This is a genomic window from Ectothiorhodospira sp. BSL-9, assembly GCF_001632845.1.
Taxonomy (GTDB): Bacteria; Pseudomonadota; Gammaproteobacteria; order Ectothiorhodospirales; family Ectothiorhodospiraceae; genus Ectothiorhodospira.
The window spans coordinates 110,732-127,696 of record NZ_CP011994.1 but is presented as its reverse complement, the minus strand read 5'-3'; the positions used below and the strand labels follow the sequence as shown (position 1 = coordinate 127,696).

16 protein-coding genes are annotated in these 16,965 nt (G+C 65.3%); 9 read left to right on the top strand and 7 right to left on the bottom strand.

All coding sequences use genetic code 11. From position 1 onward, the window contains the following. Positions 1 to 238: 238 nt before the first annotated feature. Together folE and ECTOBSL9_RS00575 are read left to right on the top strand one after the other, a co-directional pair. Positions 239 to 802, top strand: a complete 564-nt coding sequence (gene folE / locus ECTOBSL9_RS00580) for a GTP cyclohydrolase I FolE (protein WP_238625057.1) — start codon at positions 239 to 241, stop codon at positions 800 to 802. Between the two features lie 48 nt (positions 803 to 850). Further along, positions 851 to 2,302, top strand: coding sequence for a deoxyribodipyrimidine photo-lyase (locus ECTOBSL9_RS00575; protein ID WP_063463429.1), 1,452 nt, complete (start codon positions 851 to 853; stop codon positions 2,300 to 2,302). On the opposite strand, the gene ECTOBSL9_RS17210 is transcribed toward ECTOBSL9_RS00575, so the two are convergent. Then, the gene (locus ECTOBSL9_RS17210) at positions 2,290 to 3,240 is read right to left on the bottom strand and encodes a MerR family transcriptional regulator (protein WP_082829658.1); all 951 of its coding nucleotides are present in this window, start codon (positions 3,238 to 3,240) and stop codon (positions 2,290 to 2,292) included. The two genes, ECTOBSL9_RS00575 and ECTOBSL9_RS17210, sit on opposite strands and share 13 nt — an antisense overlap. 66 nt (positions 3,241 to 3,306) lie before the next feature. Between ECTOBSL9_RS17210 and ECTOBSL9_RS00565 the strand changes: the two genes are divergently transcribed. Together ECTOBSL9_RS00565 and ECTOBSL9_RS00560 are read left to right on the top strand one after the other, a co-directional pair. Continuing rightward, complete coding sequence (locus ECTOBSL9_RS00565; RefSeq protein ID WP_063463427.1) at positions 3,307 to 4,098, top strand: SDR family oxidoreductase; 792 nt, start codon at positions 3,307 to 3,309, stop codon at positions 4,096 to 4,098. Further along, positions 4,095 to 4,535 carry a nuclear transport factor 2 family protein gene (locus tag ECTOBSL9_RS00560; protein ID WP_063463426.1) on the top strand — a complete coding sequence of 147 codons (441 nt, stop codon included), beginning with the start codon at positions 4,095 to 4,097 and terminating at the stop codon, positions 4,533 to 4,535. Before ECTOBSL9_RS00565 ends, ECTOBSL9_RS00560 begins: the two co-directional genes overlap by 4 nt. Positions 4,536 to 4,573: 38 nt before the next feature. Here the strand turns inward: ECTOBSL9_RS00560 and ECTOBSL9_RS00555 are convergent, their stop codons facing one another. Genes ECTOBSL9_RS00555 through ECTOBSL9_RS00545 form a run of 3 tightly spaced genes read right to left on the bottom strand, consistent with a single transcriptional unit; the run spans position 4,574 to position 7,260 of the window. Beyond that, positions 4,574 to 5,062, bottom strand: coding sequence for a DUF302 domain-containing protein (locus ECTOBSL9_RS00555; RefSeq protein ID WP_063463425.1), 489 nt, complete (start codon positions 5,060 to 5,062; stop codon positions 4,574 to 4,576). 54 nt (positions 5,063 to 5,116) lie between these two features. Continuing rightward, positions 5,117 to 5,617, bottom strand: coding sequence for a C40 family peptidase (locus ECTOBSL9_RS00550; RefSeq protein ID WP_168161512.1), 501 nt, complete (start codon positions 5,615 to 5,617; stop codon positions 5,117 to 5,119). A gap of 38 nt (positions 5,618 to 5,655) precedes the next feature. Continuing rightward, the gene (locus ECTOBSL9_RS00545) at positions 5,656 to 7,260 is read right to left on the bottom strand and encodes a bifunctional aminoglycoside phosphotransferase/ATP-binding protein (protein ID WP_063463423.1); all 1,605 of its coding nucleotides are present in this window, start codon (positions 7,258 to 7,260) and stop codon (positions 5,656 to 5,658) included. An 86-nt stretch (positions 7,261 to 7,346) separates the two neighbouring features. Between ECTOBSL9_RS00545 and mrcB the strand changes: the two genes are divergently transcribed. Further along, positions 7,347 to 9,749 (top strand): penicillin-binding protein 1B, encoded by a 2,403-nt coding sequence (gene mrcB / locus ECTOBSL9_RS00540; RefSeq protein WP_082829657.1) that lies wholly within the window; start codon positions 7,347 to 7,349, stop codon positions 9,747 to 9,749. A gap of 9 nt (positions 9,750 to 9,758) precedes the next feature. On the opposite strand, the gene ECTOBSL9_RS00535 is transcribed toward mrcB, so the two are convergent. Further along, entirely contained in the window at positions 9,759 to 10,787 is a 1,029-nt protein-coding gene (locus tag ECTOBSL9_RS00535) for an agmatine/peptidylarginine deiminase (protein ID WP_063463422.1), read from the bottom strand. A gap of 24 nt (positions 10,788 to 10,811) precedes the next feature. Next, entirely contained in the window at positions 10,812 to 11,120 is a 309-nt protein-coding gene (locus ECTOBSL9_RS00530; protein WP_063463421.1) for a hypothetical protein, read from the bottom strand. 59 nt (positions 11,121 to 11,179) lie between these two features. On the opposite strand from ECTOBSL9_RS00530, the gene sfsA reads away from it, so the two are divergent. The 3 genes from sfsA to lolD all read left to right on the top strand — a co-directional run bounded on the left by sfsA (position 11,180) and on the right by lolD (position 13,962). Next, positions 11,180 to 11,887, top strand: a complete 708-nt coding sequence (gene sfsA, locus ECTOBSL9_RS00525; protein ID WP_063463420.1) for a DNA/RNA nuclease SfsA — start codon at positions 11,180 to 11,182, stop codon at positions 11,885 to 11,887. 96 nt (positions 11,888 to 11,983) lie between these two features. Next, entirely contained in the window at positions 11,984 to 13,231 is a 1,248-nt protein-coding gene (locus ECTOBSL9_RS00520) for a lipoprotein-releasing ABC transporter permease subunit (RefSeq protein ID WP_063463419.1), read from the top strand. A gap of 11 nt (positions 13,232 to 13,242) precedes the next feature. Continuing rightward, a complete protein-coding gene (gene lolD / locus ECTOBSL9_RS00515) occupies positions 13,243 to 13,962 on the top strand; it encodes a lipoprotein-releasing ABC transporter ATP-binding protein LolD (RefSeq protein ID WP_063463418.1) in 720 nt (239 codons plus the stop codon). A 92-nt stretch (positions 13,963 to 14,054) separates the two neighbouring features. Here the strand turns inward: lolD and ECTOBSL9_RS00510 are convergent, their stop codons facing one another. Then, positions 14,055 to 14,588 carry a DUF2062 domain-containing protein gene (locus tag ECTOBSL9_RS00510; RefSeq protein WP_063463417.1) on the bottom strand — a complete coding sequence of 178 codons (534 nt, stop codon included), beginning with the start codon at positions 14,586 to 14,588 and terminating at the stop codon, positions 14,055 to 14,057. A gap of 82 nt (positions 14,589 to 14,670) precedes the next feature. Between ECTOBSL9_RS00510 and ECTOBSL9_RS00505 the strand changes: the two genes are divergently transcribed. After that, positions 14,671 to 16,962 carry a DNA internalization-related competence protein ComEC/Rec2 gene (locus ECTOBSL9_RS00505; protein WP_063463416.1) on the top strand — a complete coding sequence of 764 codons (2,292 nt, stop codon included), beginning with the start codon at positions 14,671 to 14,673 and terminating at the stop codon, positions 16,960 to 16,962. Positions 16,963 to 16,965 lie beyond the last annotated feature (3 nt).

Here is a 16,965-nt window from a genome sequence, read left to right as displayed (position 1 = left end):
TTTTATTGTACAAGGTTTTTAGGAGCGCTGCTTTTCAAGCGGCTGCCCATGATCGTGACCATACGATGGTGGCAAGACCCGGGACAAGAGCGCGGCCGGAAAGCGTTGCGCGCCGCCGCGGTCATGAGAGGATGGAGCGGTCCAACATACATGCTGTCACCTGCACGGAGAAAAGGCCATGACAAAGACGGTCACGAAGATTGCCGGGGGCAAGGAGCCGGTGGAGGCTCATGCGCCCATGTCGGCTGATGAGCTTGCCGAACACTATCGCCTGATGCTCGAAGGGCTGGGGGAGGACCCCGGTCGCGAGGGGCTTCAGGGCACGCCGCTCAGGGCCGCCAAGGCCATGCAGTACCTTACCAGTGGCTATCATCAGTCCCTTGAGGAGTTGGTGAACGGGGCGCTGTTCGCCTCCGACAGCGATGAAATGGTGCTGGTCAAGGACATCGAACTGTATTCGCTCTGCGAGCATCATTTATTGCCGATCATCGGCAAGTGCCATGTGGCCTATATCCCCGATGGCAAGGTGATCGGCCTGTCAAAGATCGCCCGCATCGTGGACATGTTCGCCCGGCGCCTGCAGATTCAGGAGAGCCTGACCCGGGAGATCGCCCAGGCAGTGATGGACGTCACCGGCGCGCGGGGCGTGGGGGTGGTGGCCGAGGCCAGGCACATGTGCATGATGATGCGTGGGGTGGAAAAGCAGAATTCTGCCATGCTCACCTCGGTGATGCTGGGTAACTTCCGTGATGATGCCCGCACCCGCTCGGAGTTCCTGGAACTGATTCGCCGCAGCCATTGAGGAGGCTTTGGGTTTGTCTCGGGTATTCGGCCACAAGGAGTGACGGGCATGACCACTGCACTGATCTGGTTCAGGCGGGATCTGCGCCTGGCGGATAACCCCGCCCTCATGGCGGCCCTGGAGCAGGCCGAGCGCATCGTGCCGGTCTATATCCATGCCCCGGAGGAGGAGGGGGACTGGACGCCGGGCGCGGCGTCGCGCTGGTGGTTACATCACAGCCTGGCTCAACTGGGCCAGGATCTGGCCGAACTGGGGGCCCCCCTGGTGATTCGCAGCGGCCCCAGCCTGGAAACCCTCCAGGATCTGATCCGCGAGACCGGCGCGTCGCATGTGCACTGGAATCGGCTCTACGAGCCCGACAGTATCCGCCGGGACACCCGCATCAAGCAGGTCCTGCAGGCGCAGGGTGTCCAGACGCGCAGTTTCAATGGGGCGCTGCTCCTGGAGCCGTGGGCGGTGCAAAACCGCTCCGGCGACCCCTACCGGGTGTTCACCCCCTACTGGAAGGCCTGTCAGGCCCAGGGGGCCCTGGACGTCAGTCTGCAGCCCCGGCCCGGGCGGTTTGTGTCGGCGTCGGAAGACTGCCGTGGCGAGGCCCTGGGCAGTCTGGGGCTGCTGCCCACCATCCCGTGGGATGCGGGACTGGCCGAGGCCTGGACGCCGGGGGAGGAGGGGGCTCACGAGGCCCTGGAGGGGTTCCTGGCTCATGCCCTGGCCGACTATGGGGAAGCCCGCAACCTGCCTGATCGGGTCGGTACATCCCGTCTTTCACCGCATCTGCACTTTGGCGAGATCAGCCCCCGGCAGGTGGTTCACGCCTGTCATCGGGCGGTGGCGGAGGGGCGGCACCGGGGGGCGGATGCCTCAGTGAAGGCCTTTCTCGGTGAGGTGGGCTGGCGCGAGTTCGGACATCACCTGCTGTTTCACTTTCCCCACACGCCCTTGAATCCCCTGGATACCCGTTTCGAGGATTTCCCCTGGCCGCCACGGGATGACGACGCCCTGCAGGCCTGGCAACAGGGCCGTACCGGCCTGCCCATCGTGGATGCCGGGATGCGCGAGTTATGGACCACCGGCTGGATGCACAACCGGGTACGCATGATCACCGCCTCGCTGCTCACCAAGAATCTGCTCATCCACTGGCGCGAAGGCGCCCGCTGGTTCTGGGACACCCTGGTGGACGCGGACCTGGCCAGCAATACCCTGGGCTGGCAATGGACGGCCGGCTGCGGGGCAGATGCTGCCCCTTATTTTCGCGTGTTCAATCCGGTGCTCCAGGGGGAGCGCTTTGACCCAAAGGGTGACTACGTGCGTCGCTGGGTGCCGGAACTCAAGAACCTGCCGGACAAGTACCTGCACAAGCCCTGGCAGACCCCGGACTCCGTGTGGCGCAGCGCTGGCATCCGACCTGGACGAGATTATCCGCGACCCATCGTGGATCTGGCGGTCAGTCGCCGCGAGGCCCTGGCGGCCTGGGAGATCCTGCGTCAATCAGCTTGAGCCGTGCGCAGATGGGCCTCCAGCTGACGCGTGGCCTGCCAGGGGTCGCGTTCCAGGGGAATCAGGCCAGCCCCGGTCAGGGCGCGGCGGTGTTGGTGGGCGCTGGGGCCGGCGGCCAGCACCGGGGTGTTGATCCTGCCCGACCAGGACGGCAGGCCCCGGGTGAGCATGTCTCGGGACAGGCGGTCCTCTCCCACCAGGATCAGGCCCCGGGCCGGAACCTGGTTCATGGTGGCCTCCAGGGTATCCAGGGTGACGGGGCTGGCCAGCCACAACACCTGCAGGCCCTGGGTGGCGGCCAGCAGGGCCAGCATGTCCAGGTCCAGGGTTTCACCCTGCTCCGGGAAGGGCGCAAGGACCAGGGGCGGCCCCTGGGCATGACTCAGTTCGTGACGAAACCGGGACGCCAGGGTGTAGCGGGCCCAGCCCTGGAAGAAGGCCTGGGCAGCGGCTGACAGGGGCGTGTTCCCGGCCTGATCACGCAGCGCCGTATGCGCGGGCCAGAGCAACTGGGGAATGACCTGTTGCACCGGGAAGATCGACATGGCGTCGGCGTAAACCCGTTCCAGGGCCTGGCTGTCAAACTGCAGGGCCGCAGCCGACAGCCTTGCCCGGTAGTCGGCCCAGGCGCAGGAGGGGCCATGGTCCGGGGTGCCCTGCGTGGGCGTTGGCGGGTCGGGGGCGTCCAGCAGCTTACCCACCTGGCCGATGGAAATGCCCTGATCCAGCAGTTCGAGCACCTGGCGGATGCGATCAATGTCCCCGGTGCTGTAGAGTCGATGTCCCTTGGGTGTGCGTTGCGGACGGATCAGCCCGTGACGCCGTTCCCAGGCACGCAGGGTGACCGGGTGCACTCCGGTCATGGAAGTGACCGTGCGGATGGGGAACAGCCCGTCAGTCCCGGGCGGCGAGACCTTGGCTGGGGGTGTCGGCGTCATGTCGTGATTGTACAACCGTTGTATAATTTTTGTGTAGCCTCGAGCGAGGCGGGAGGGTATCAGGTCATGGCAGAGCAGACGCAGACAAAGGGTGCGGCCGCGAACACTGCCGGGGTCGTGTGGCTGGTGGGGGCCAGTACCGGCATCGGCCGTGCCCTGGCCTTGCGCCTGGCCGCCGCTGGCTGGTGTGTGGCGGTCACCTCCCGTAGTCGGGACAAGCTGGAGGCCCTGGCCGCCGAGGCCTCCGGGCCCGGGCGCATCCAGGCCTTCCCCGGAGATGTCACCGACGATGCCGGGCTGAAGACGCTGGTGGAGGAGATCGAGGCCCATGTGGGGCCGGTGGATATGGCCATCCTCAATCAGGGGGACTACGAGCCCATGGGGCTGGAGGAATTCGATCCCGCCCTGTTCAAACGCATTGTGGAGATCAATTACCTGGGCGTGGTGAATGGACTGGCTGCGATCATGCCGCCCATGATCCAGCGCGGCCGCGGCCAGATCCTGGTCACCGCCAGTCTGGCCGGATACCGGGGCCTGCCCCGGGCTGCCCCGTATTCTGCCTCCAAGGCGGCGGTGATCAATCTGGCCGAATCCCTGCATCCGGAGCTGGCGCAAAAGGGTGTGAACCTGAGGCTGATCAACCCCGGCTTCGTGAAAACGCCCATGACCGACAAGAACCAGTTCAAGATGCCGTTTCTCATCGAGACCGATGCCGCGGTGGATGCCATCATGAAGGGGCTGGACCGAAAGGGGTTCGAGATCAGTTTCCCCAGGCCCTTTGCCATCATCATGAAGACCCTGCGCCTGCTACCCTATGCTGTATTCCTGCGACTCACCGGGAGGATGGTGAAAACATGAAGGATGTCATGGAGGCCTCGGCACGCCGGTACGCCGGCTTCTTCACCCATCTCAAGGAGACGGATCTGGATCGGCTGGGGGAGATTTTCACGCCCGACGCCCGTTTCAAGGACCCCTTCAACGACGTGAGCGGGCTGGACGGGATCGAGATGGTGTTCCGCCATATGTTCCGGAACTGTCCCGCGCCGCGCTTTTACATCCACGCCTGGGCGGTGAAGGACAACACCGCCTATTTCCACTGGCGTTTCACCGACCGGGAAGACGACGGCGTGAGCGGCATGCGTCTGGATGTGGATGGCATGAGCCGGGTGCTCTTCAACGACTCCGGCCTGGTCATCAGTCATGTGGATTACTGGGACGCGGCCGAATACCTCTATGAACAGATCCCTGTCCTGTCGGCAGCCATCCGGTTCGTGAAGCGCCGTATCACGGCCTGAACCGGGCCCCGCCGGCGGCGGGGCCCGGTGGCCGGGGTTCAGAACGTCAGGGCCTCGCGCACGATCTCATCGAGCAGATCTTCCACGGCCTGCAGGGCCTGGCGGGAGTCCGCGTCTCCCACCAGCGCTGGTCGCCGATAACCCAGGTGGATCACGCCGGGTTCGTCCACGGTCTCATATACGGCCACCACGTAGGGGCAGAAGACGATGTTGTGGGGGTCGGTCTCCATCATCTGCCGCGACAGCCCGGCACTGCAGAATTCCAGGGCCTGGGCGTCCTTGAACAGGGCCTCGCCCCCCACATCCGCCCCTGTACGCGAGAGCATGGCGCCGATATGGGCCACGTTGTTGATGACGATGCCTCGATCGACGATGGCCATCTCCAGGGCCTCCCGATACCACTCGAAATCCCCTTCAATACTGTAAACGCGCATGTGCTCGGTGTCCCGATGCGGTTCTGCGGCGTGAATGGGGGCGGCGAGGATGAGGCCCATGAGGGCGGCCAGGAGGATGAGGGTGCGTGGCATGGTGCTTGGCTCCTTGATCGGATCAGATCGGTTTGGCGTGCAACTCCGGTGAGTTCATTCCTGCTCGTAGTAATGCCCGGCATGCAGGAAGCGGCGGCTCCAGTAGGGGTTGTCCAGGCGCTCCGTGCTCACCGGGCGTCCGCTGGATGGGGCGTGCACGAACTGACCGTCGCCGATGTAGATGCTCACATGGCTCGGGCCTGAGCCCTTGGTGCGGAAAAACAGCAGGTCACCGGGCTCCAGTGACCGGGTGGACACCCTCTGGATCTGGCCACTTTGCTCGCGGGTGGTGCGGGGCACGGAAAGACCCATGTGCCGATGGGTGTACCAGACCAGGCCGCTGCAGTCGAAGCCCTCTCGGGGGGATTGGCCACCATACTGATAGGGGGTGCCCACCTGGTTCAGGGCGGCGAACACCACCCCTGCACGTTGTTCTGAAAGTGACTCGGGGTCGCTGGGCGCCAGTGAAGCTTCCGGGCGCTCCGGTGTCGCAACACAGGCCATCAGGGTCACGCCGAGCGTCAGGATGATCGCTCCCTGGAGGGAGCGGGCCATGCTGACGGATATCCGACCGAGCCCTGTGGTCCGCATGGTCATCTGCCCGGACCGGCGGGCCCGAGCGGGTCGTCTGTGGTCGATGCCAGGGCTTGTTGCACCTGCTCCAGCGGGAGTGGGGTGGTGGTATCGATGGTGATCACCGGCTCGGCGGGCAGCAGGGGCTCATGGCTGTCCAGTTGATGGTTGACCACGCTCATGTCGGCATCGGAGGCATCGTCGCCAGCTTGGGTGCGCTCGGCAATATGGGCCCGTAACTGTTCTGGGTCGGCCCGGTAGTCCAGTACCCGAAAGGGCAGTCCACGGGTTCGGGCCAGTTCGGCAAAGCGTGCCCGCTGGGCCGTCTTGAGGAAGGTGGCATCCACAATCACCGGATAGCCGGCCTCCAGCACTTCCAGGGCCAGTTCTGCCAGTCGCCCATAGGTTCGTTCCGTCAGGTCCGGTGAATACAGGCCCTGGTTGGTCCCGTTGCTGCGCCGCTCGGTGGGGCGGATACCGGACATGCGCTTGCGTTCCACGTCGGAGCGCACACGCAGGGCATCAATGGCCTCCATCAGTGGCTGACTCAGGGTGGTCTTGCCGCTGCCGGAAAAGCCATGATTGATGAACAGGGCCTTGCCACGGGGTCTTGTGAAGCCCTCCGCCAGGTCCAGATAGGCGTGGCATTCCCGGGTGAGCCGTTCCCGTTCGTCCTCGGGCAGTTCGTTCTGTCCCAGGCGGATCACTGCCACCTTGGCCCGCACCATGGCCCGGTAGGCCTGATAAAAATCCAGCAGACGCATGCCCCGGTAGTCTCCCGTGTGTTCCAGCCAGATATTCAGAAAACGATTGGCATGGGCCGGGGCACCCCGATCCTTGAGGTCCATGGTGAGGAAGGCCACTTCGCTGACGATATCGATCCAGCGCATGAAGGGGTTGAATTCGATCCCGTCGAACAGCGTGGGCTCATCATCCACCAGGGCCATGTTGCCCAGATGCATGTCCCCGTGGCATTCGCGGATGAAGCCGCGCTGCTTGCGCTCCACCAGCAGAGGCCGGAGTGCCTCAAAGCGCTCCAGGGTCCAGGTTTCCACACGTTCCAGTTGCGCCAGCCGCTCGGTATCGCTGAGCAGCCTGCGGATCTGCTCGAAGTTCTGCTGCATGGGTTGGAGCACCTTCTCCGGTTCCCCGTAGTCGCTCTCCGGTGGGGCCACGGCGATCCTGTCATGGAAGGTGGCCACCCGGCGGGCCATGTCTTCCATGCGCTCGATGGGCAGGTGACCCTCGGATTGCAGGTGGTCCAGCATCAGCGAGGTGTCGAAGCGCTTCATGCGCACGGCATACTCGAAGGGGGCATCCTGGCCATTGAATACCGGCTCCTCCGGGCTGCCGGAGAAGGCCACCACATCGTCGTAGATCCCGGGAGCGAGGCGTCGGTTCAGGCGCAGCTCCTCTTCGCAATAGAACCGACGGCGCTCCAGCTGCGTGAAGTTCAGAAAGCCCAGATCCAGGGGTTTCTTGATCTTGTAGGCGAAATCGCCCGCCAGCAGCACCGTGGAGATGTGAGTCTCTATGCGTTCCACCTCATCCACGGGATGGGGGTACGCATGGGGCTGCTCGAGGGTGCGGATCAGCCGCCGCTGTAGGGTCTGTTGATCGGTCATGTTTGTGTGACGAGCCTTCGACCGCAATAGGGCCTGAGTGGGTATAGTGTAGTGGAACCTCAAGAATCCTACCCGATCCCAGGACCATGGCAAAACGAACCACCCGGCGCACGGCGCCCAGGAAGGACAGCAAGGACAGCAAGTCCAGTTCCCGACGTGGACCGGGTAGCCGGGCATCCCGCAGCAAGGGCCGCAGTCACCGCCGCTCCCGGCTGGGCATCGCGTTGGCGTTCACCGCCCTGCTGGGGCTGGGGGCCCTGGTGGGGTTGGGGGGCTACACCCTGCATCTGGATCAACAGATTCGCTCCCAGTTCGAGGGCAAACGCTGGTCACTGCCGGCCCGGGTCTTTGCCCGTCCGCTGGAGATCTATGTGGGCCTGGATCTGGACCGCGAGACCCTGGAACAGGAACTCCAGTTGCTGCACTACCATCCTGGGCAGGAGGGCGGCGGACGTTATGCCCGCCAGGGTGGCGGTGTGGTCCTCCATACCCGCGGATTTCCCTTCGCCGACAGCTACGAGCCTCCCCGTCGCGTGCGCGTGTCCTTCAGTGATGGCCGCGTGAGCGGGCTTGAGGACCTGGAGGAAGGCAACTCGCTACCCTTGCTGCGCCTGGAACCGGCGCTGATCGCCAATATCTATCCCAGCCACGGCGAGGATCGCCTGCTGGTGCAACTGGACGATGTACCCGAGGAACTGATCCGCACCCTGCTCACGGTGGAGGACCGGAAGTTTTACGAACACCGGGGCGTGGATCCGGCGGGTATTGCCCGGGCGGCCCTGGCCAACCTGCGGGCGGGGCGCACCGTACAGGGTGGCAGCACCCTGACCCAGCAGTTGGTGAAGAACTACTTTCTCACCCACGATCGCAGTTGGGGGCGCAAATTCAACGAGGCCATCATGGCCCTGCTGCTGGAGTGGCGCTACGACAAGGACGAGATCCTCGAGGCCTATCTCAATGAGGTCTTTCTGGGCCAGGACGGTATGCGGGCCATCCATGGGGTGGGCATGGCCAGTCAGTTCTATTTTCAGCGTCAACTGAGTGAACTGAGCACCGCCGAGATGGCCCTGCTGGTGGGCATCATCCGTGGTCCCAGTTTCTATGATCCACGCCGCCGGCCCGAGCGGGCCATGGAGCGCCGTAATCTGGTACTCGCCCTGCTGGAGTCGGAGGGCCATCTGGAAAGCGATCAGGCTCGCGCAGCGCGGGAGCGCCCGCTGAACGTCAGTGCCAACCCGCCGTCCGGAGTGACGCCGTTCCCGGCTTTCGTGCAGCTGCTCAGGGATCAGTTGCGTCGGGATTACCGGGACGCGGACCTGCAGGAAGAGGGCTTGCTGATCTTCACCACCCTGGATCCCATCAAGCAACTGGCCACGGAGCAGGCCCTGGTGCGTCGTCTGGCGCGCCTGGAACAGGACCGGGGGCTGCCCGAGGGGGCTCTGCAGGGGGCCGTGGTGGTCACCCGTCCCGACAATGGTGAGGTACTGGCCGTGGTGGGGGATCGCCAGGTGCGTCAGGCGGGTTTCAATCGGGCGCTGCAGGCCCGCCGGCCCGTGGGGTCGGTGATCAAGCCGATGGTGTATCTGGCGGCCCTGTCCCATCCGCATCGCTATTCACTGGCCACGCTCCTGGAAGACGAGCCCCTCACCGTGGAACTGGATAACGGCGACACCTGGTCACCGCGCAATGCCAGTCGCGAGTTTTATGGGCAGGTGACCGCTCAGGAATCCCTGGTGCGCTCCTACAATGTGGCCACCACCCGCCTGGGCATGGACCTGGGCGTGGGGCGGGTGGTGGAGCAGATGCGGCGTCTGGGCATCAGGCAGGATCTGCCCGCCTATCCTTCGCTGTTGCTGGGCGCCGTGGACATGAGTCCACTGGAGGTCACCGGCCTGTATCAAGGCCTGGCCTCCGGGGGATATTACGTGCCCCTGCGTGCCATCCGCGAGGTCATGGACCGTGAAGGGCAGTTGCTGCAGCGTTACTCCCTGTCGCTGCGCCAGGCGGCGGACGAGAAGGCCGTCTATCTGGTGACGGCGGCCCTGCACGAGGTGACCCGCAGCGGCACCGGCCGCAGGCTGCAATCCAGTCTGCCCGAGGATCTGGCCGTGGCCGGCAAGACCGGTACCACCGGGGAGATGCGGGATGCCTGGTTCGCCGGCTACAGCGGCGATGCCCTGGTCGTGGTCTGGGTGGGCCGGGATGACAATCAGCCCATGGGGCTGACGGGTTCCAGCGGGGCGCTGCCGGTGTGGAGCGATGTGATGCAGGCCGTCTCCCGCCGCGGCCTGGTGCCCTCGGTCCCCGAGGGTGTGGCCTGGCGTCTGATTGACGCCAAAACTGGCCTGCTGGCCGAGGAAGACTGCGAAACCGCCCAGTGGATGCCCTTCATCGACGGCTCCGCGCCCACGCAACGCTCGGAGTGCGGGGTGCAAACGCCACCGCAGGAGGAATCCCAACCCCGGTGGTTGTTTGGAGGGGGGCAGTGAGGGTTTGGGCTAAGGGGACGATGGAATCTGCATGGTCACACAATGCAGGCTCCCGAACTGCCGGATCAGCGCCCGGCAGTCGATGCCGATGATCTCCCGCTCCGGAAACACACCCGCCAATGCCTCCAGCGCCACCTCGTCGTTGGGGTCGTTGTAGGTGGGCACCAGCACGGCCCCGTTGATGATCAGAAAATTGGCATGCGTGGCGGGCAGGCGCTGCCCATCCTCGTTGTGGATGGGGGCCGGCAGGGGCAGGGGAATCAGACGATAGGGATGCCCCTGGGGCGTGCGCAGGGCGGCCAGTTCCCGGGTCATGGCCAGCAACGGGCCGTGATGCGGGTCCTCCGGGTCTTCGCAGACCACATGGGCAATGGTATCCGGGCTGCACAGGCGGGCCAGGGTGTCCACATGGCCGTCGGTATCATCCCCCTCCAGATGGCCATGCTCCAGCCACAGCACCCGTTGCGCACCCAGTTCACGTTTGAGCACCGCCTCCACGGCCGTGGCGTCCAGGCCAGGATTGCGCGAGGGGGTCAGCAGGCAGCAGCGGGTGGTCAGGATCGTGCCCAGGCCATCGGATTCGATGGACCCCCCCTCCAGGACAAAATCCACCGGCCGCAGGGCACGCTCGCCGAAGACCCCCTGATCATGCAGGTGGGCGGTGATGCGATTGTCTGCCTCCGCGGGATACTTGCCCCCCCAGCCGTTGAAGGTGAAATCCAGCATGACCGGGATGTCGTCTTCCAGGAGGGTCAGTGGGCCATGATCCCGGGCCCAGGTATCATTCCCCGGTGCCAGGGCCGTGGTCACCCGCCGCATGTCCACCTGGGACTGGGCCAGTTCGCGACAGACGTGAATCTCGTGCTCCTCGTCCCGGCAAGCCACGATAAGGGATTCCCGGCGGGTCACCTCCCGGGCGATGCATGCAAACACATCCTCCGCCTCGGGGAGAATGGGGGCCCAGTCGGAATCCTCATGGGGCCAGGTGAGCATCACGCCATCCTGCGGCGCCCACTCAGGGGGAAGGATTCGTCTCATAAGGGAACTCAGGAGGGGAGGCGGTCAGTGTCGCGGCAGATCGGCGCGTTCGGCATCCACCACGGTATGAATGACGTGACGGCCCTCGAACACCACCGAGAAGCCATCATAATCCCAGCGGGTGATGGGCGGCTGGCCTACCGTAGGGTGACGGGTGAGGGGCTCGCCGAAGCGTTGCACCACCGTGCGCTGATGCATGCCACGCACCGGCTGCCCGGGCTTTTCCAGCACCTGGGGTTGCCCGCTGGGCAGCATCAGGATATCCGCCGATGCCGCAGGAGCCAGGCACAAGGCAATCACGAAGCTTGCGCATGAGGCGGACAATCTGGACATCATGGACTCCAGCGAAAGAAGATGCCCTCAATATATCACTGCCCCCCTGGGGAGAAAACATGATCCTGCCCGACCCCCTCATCCCTGGCACCCTGCGAAAGCGCTACAAGCGCTTCCTCGCCGACGTCACGCTCGACGATGGCCAGGAAATCACCGCCCATTGTCCCAACACCGGCTCCATGATGGGCTGCATGGAACCCGGCTCCCGGGTCTGGCTCAGCCGCAGCGATGACCCCAAACGCAAGTACCCCCATACCTGGGAACTGGTCGAGGCCCGGCAAGGCGTCCTGGTGGGCATCCACACCGGTCGCAGCAATGCCCTGGTGGAAGAGGCCATCCGCAACAGCCTCCTGCCCACCCTGGCCAGCCCCACGGAGCTGCGCCGGGAGGTCCGCTACGGCCGCCTCCGCAGTCGCATCGATTTATTGCTCACCCTGGATGACACCCACTGTTACGTGGAGGTGAAGAACGTTACGGCAGCCGTGGACAACGGCGTCGCCATCTTTCCCGACGCCGTCTCCACCCGGGGCACCCGCCACCTGCAGGAGTTGATGGCCATGGTCGAGGACGGCCACCGGGCTGCGCTGGTCTTCTGCGTGCAGCGCGAGGATGTCACCCGCGTGCGCCCCGCCGACGAGATCGACCCGGACTACGGCCACTGGCTGCGACGCGCCGCCCAGGCCGGCGTGGAGATCCTGGCCCTGGGTGCCCGGGTATCCCCACGGGAGATCATCCTGAACCACGCAATACCGGTGGATCTGGAATGATGGGGTGAGGGGAGGGTGGTCCACGTCCCCAAACCCCACCCGCACACAAGCCCAACCCCCATATCCATCCCACCCAACCTGTGATTTAATCCCGTCATGTTTCGACCCCTGGAAATCTTCATCGGCCTGCGCTACACCCGCGCCAAGCGCCGTAACCACTTCATTTCCTTCATCTCCCTGATCTCCATGCTGGGGATCGCCCTGGGCGTGACGGCACTGATCACCGTGCTCTCCGTGATGAACGGGTTCGAGAAGGAACTGCGCGAACGCATCCTGGGCATGGCCTCCCATGCCACCATCGCCGAATTCGGCGGCCAGCTGCGCAACTGGGAAGCGGTCATGGCCCAGGCGGAAGGGGCCGACCGGGTGGTGGGTGTGGCTCCCTACGTGGAAGGCGAAGGCATGTTCTCCAGTGGCCGGCAGGTCAGCGGTGCCATGGTGCGAGGCGTCATCCCCGACCTGGAGGCCCGTGTCTCGCAAGTGGGTGAACACATCATCTTCGGCAGCATCAACGACCTGCAGGCCCGAGGCTTCGGCGTCGTCCTGGGCAAGGAACTCGCCCTGGCCCTGGGCGTGGGGCTGGGTGACCGGGTCACCCTCATCACACCCCAGGCCGCCGTCACCCCCGTGGGCGTGCTGCCCCGCATGCGGCGCCTGAACGTGGTGGGCATCTTCGAAGTGGGCATGTACGAATACGATCGCAGTACCGCCTTCATCCACCTGGACGACGCCCGGCAGATCTACCAGACCGACGACGCCATCTCTGGCCTGCGGCTGAAACTGGATGACATGATGCGCGCCCCCACCATCGCCCGCGAAGTGGCCGCCGAACTGGACGGTCGTTTCTGGGTGAACGACTGGACACGCCAGCACGCCAACTTCTTCCGCGCCGTGCAGACGGAAAAGACGGTCATGTTCATCATCCTGTCCCTGATCGTGGCCGTGGCCGCCTTCAATATCGTCTCCACCCTGGTGATGGTGGTCATCGACAAGCAGGCCGATATTGCCATCCTGCGTACCCTGGGCCTCTCGCCCCGCTCCGTGATGGCCGTGTTCATGGTGCAGGGCACCGTGATTGGTGTGGTGGGTACCTTGCTGGGGGTGGCCGGTGGCATCACCCTGGCCCTCAATGTGGAGACCATCGTCCCGGCCATCGAGTCCCTCCTGGGGCAGCAATTCCTCTCCCCGGATGTGTACTACATCTCCGACCTGCCCTCGGAACTCAACCTCCAGGATGTCGCCCGCATCGGCTCGCTGGCCTTCGCCCTGACCGTGCTGGCCACCCTGTACCCGGCCTGGCGGGCCTCCCGCACCCAGCCGGCCGAAGCCCTTCGCTACGAGTGACGAGAGATCGTATGGTGGATTTCGATTTTGATTCCGGCCCGGTGATACGCTGCCAGGGCCTGTCGCGCACCTTCGACGAGGGGGGGCTCACCGTGGAGGTCCTGCGCGACGTGGACCTGGACGTGCAGCCCGGCGAGAAGGTGGCCATTGTCGGCACCTCCGGCAGCGGCAAGAGCACCCTGTTGCACCTGATGGGGGGGCTGGACCTGCCCACGGCGGGCAGCGTGCAGGTCTGGGGGCAGGACATGGCCCGGCTCTCCGACGCCCGGCGCGGACAGGTGCGCAATCAGCACCTGGGGTTCATCTACCAGTTCCATCACCTGCTGCCTGAATTCACGGCCCTGGAGAATGTGGCCATGCCCCTGCTGATACGCGGTGCCAACCCCAGTGCCGCCGCTGATCAGGCCAGATCCCTGCTGGAGCGGGTGGGCCTGAGCAATCGCATGGCCCACAAGCCCGGTGAACTCTCCGGCGGGGAACGTCAGCGTGCTGCCATCGCCCGGGCCCTGATCACCGACCCCAAGGCCGTGCTGGCCGATGAGCCCACCGGCAACCTGGATCGTGGCCGGGCCGAGGAGATCCTGCAACTGATGCTGCGGCTCAACAAGCAACTGAGAACCGCCTTCGTCATCGTCACTCACGATCTGGAACTGGCTCAGCGCATGGACCGGATCATGGTGCTGGAAGGTGGAAATCTTCGGGCCTGGGAAGACAGCGCCCAAAGCGCCTGAGGCAAAACGGGCGCACAAAATGGGGACAGACCCCTTTTTGCCAGCAAAAAGGGGTCTGTCCCCATTTTGTGCGCCGGGGCAGTCCAGCGGGGCTAGCGGGATCGGCGTATGCGTGGCAGGCGGCGGCGCTTGTCTGCCAGGCGCCGGAGGATGTGCAGGCGCCACAACAGGCGGATGCTGATGTAACCCGCCAGTGCCGCCATCGTGGACATCAACAGGCTGCCCAGCAATAACGGCTGCCAGATGAGCAGCAATTCCCCGGTGAACCAGGACAGGCTCAACTCGAAGGAGAACCCCCGCGCCGGCTCGCCCATGAGATACCGCCCCATGGTATAGGCGGTGAGAAAGATGGGGGCCATGGTGAGCGGGTTCGTGATCCATACCAGCAGCACCGAGATGGGCAGGTTCACGCGCACCATGACGGCCACGGCGGCCGCTACCAGCATCTGCGCAGGAATGGGCAGAAAGGCCACGAACAGACCCACCCCGAAGGCACCGGCCGCCGATCGACGATTCAGATGCCACAGGTTCGGGTCGTTGAGCACGGCACCGAAAAGCTTCAGGATCTCGAAGTCCCTTACCGTGTGGTAACTTGGAAACAGGCTCTGGATGAGCTTCTTCGGCATGGAGCGTTCAGGGTCGTGAATTGTGGTCCCCGGCCATTATCACGGGGCCGCCTATTATGGATGCTTTTCCAGGGAGTGGAAGATGCAGATCCGGGCTTTGGTGTTCCTGATCGGGGTGGCGCTGCTGCACGGCCTGGGCCAGTTGCCCGCATTGGCCTGGGGCTGGCTGCTGCTGGCGGCCCCTTTATTCTACCGATTCGCCCCCATGACGCGATGGCCCTTGTGGGCCATGGCCGGTTTTCTATGGGCCCTGATCCACGCCCACTGGGTGGTGGGGCCGCCCCTGGATCCATCGCTGTCCGGCCAGGATATCCGAGTGGTGGGCGTGGTGGACAGCCTGCCTGAACCCATGGAGCGGGGCGTGCGTTTCGGGTTTCGCATCGAGTCGACCACGGATAGATCCATCACTGCACCGCTGCCCGGGCGGGTTCGCGTGGGCTGGTATGGCCAGACACCCGCGCTGCAGCCGGGCGAGCGCTGGGAACTCACCCTGCGACTGCGTCAGCCCAACGGCCTGCGCAATCCCGGGGGATTCGATTACGAAGGCTGGCTGTTTCAGCAGGGCTTTCGGGCCACGGGCTACGTGCGCGAGGGACATACGGCCCAGCACCTGGGAACGGCACATTCCCCGGCCCGAAGGGTGGATCGAGTGCGGGCCACCCTGGCCGGACGGATGGATGCTGCACTGAGCGAAGCCGGGTACGGAGGCATCCTCCGGGCCCTGGCCGTGGGGGATCGCTCCGGCATCTCCCAGGCACAATGGGCCACCCTCATCGACACCGGCACCAACCACCTGATGGCCATCTCCGGTCTGCATGTGGGGCTGGTGGCGGGGATGGGATACGGCATCATGCTCTGGGGCTGGCGGCGCGTCCCCGCGCTGGCCCTGCGTCTGCCGGCACAACGGGCCGCCGTCATCGGCGCCCTGATCTGCGCCGCCCTGTATGCGGCGTTGGCGGGATTTGCCGTGCCCACACAGCGGGCCCTGGTCATGCTCACGGTGGCGCTGGGCGCCGTGTGGCTGGGGCGCACGGCAAGGCCCTCCCACACGCTGGCCCTGGCCCTGCTGGCGGTCCTGGCGCTTGATCCCCGTGCCGTGCTCGCCCCTGGGTTCTGGCTCTCCTTTGCCGCGGTGGCCGTGATCCTGTACGCCGTGGCGGCCCGGGTGGGGCCGGTGGGCAAGACCGATGCCCTGCTCCGGGTGCAGTGGGTGGCGGGGGTGGGCCTGCTGCCCCTGACCCTGGTCATGTTCCAGCATGGTTCGCTGATCTCGCCCCTGGCCAACCTGATCGCCGTGCCCTGGGTGAGTTTCGTGGTGGTGCCCCTGGTGCTGGTGGGCGTGGGTCTTTCGCCTTTGATTCCCTGGGCCGCGGAGGCCCTGTGGGGGCTGGCCCACCTGGCGGTCTGGGTGTTGTGGCCGGTGCTGGAACACCTGGCGGGTTGGCCGGGTGCCCAGTGGCGCGCCGCACCGCCTGCGTGGACCCTGATGCCCGCCTTGCTGGGCCTGGCCTGGTTCATGGCTCCGCGCACCTGGCCTGCCCGTTGGCTGGGCCTGCTGCTCCTGTTGCCCATGCTCTGGCCGCCCCGGGCGGACCTGGAGCCGGGGGCCTTTCGGGTGGCGATGCTGGATGTGGGGCAGGGGCTGGCGGTGGTGGTCAAGACGGCCGGACACACCCTGGTGTACGACACCGGGCCGCGCTTCAGTCCCCGCTTTGATGCTGGCGAGGCGGCGGTGGTGCCCTACCTGCGACATCAGGGGCGCGACCGGGTGGATACCCTCATGATCAGCCACGGGGATAATGATCACATTGGCGGCGCCGCCTCCGTGCTAGCGCGGCTGCCGGTGAACTCCGTACTCAGTCGGGACCCAGGGCGCCTGGATCACCCCGAGAGCATGGAATGTCTCATGGGTCAGGAGTGGGTATGGGATGAGGTGGTCTTTCGTGTCCTGCATCCGCCACCCTTCTGGGGGGATGACAACGAATCCTCCTGCGTGCTCCGCATCCAGGGGCCGGGCGGCAGTGTGCTGCTCACCGGCGATGTGGAACGTCTGGGTGAGGCCGTGCTGGTTCACGGCCATGGCCCGGCTCTGGCCTCGGACGTGCTGCTGGTGCCCCATCATGGCGCGGCCACCTCCCTGTCGGAGCCCTTTCTGGATCAGGTGTCGCCGCAGCTGGCCCTGGTGAGCACGGGCTTTGAAAATCGCTTTGGACATCCCCATGAACAGACCCTTGAGCGACTCGCGCGTCGGCAGATCCCGCTACTGGATACCGCAGGGGAGGGCGCCTTTCGCGTCGATGTGCATCCCGATACCGGGGTGCGGGTCCAACCGGGTTATCGTCATGTGGGGCGACGCCACTGGCATCGCCCCTGACTC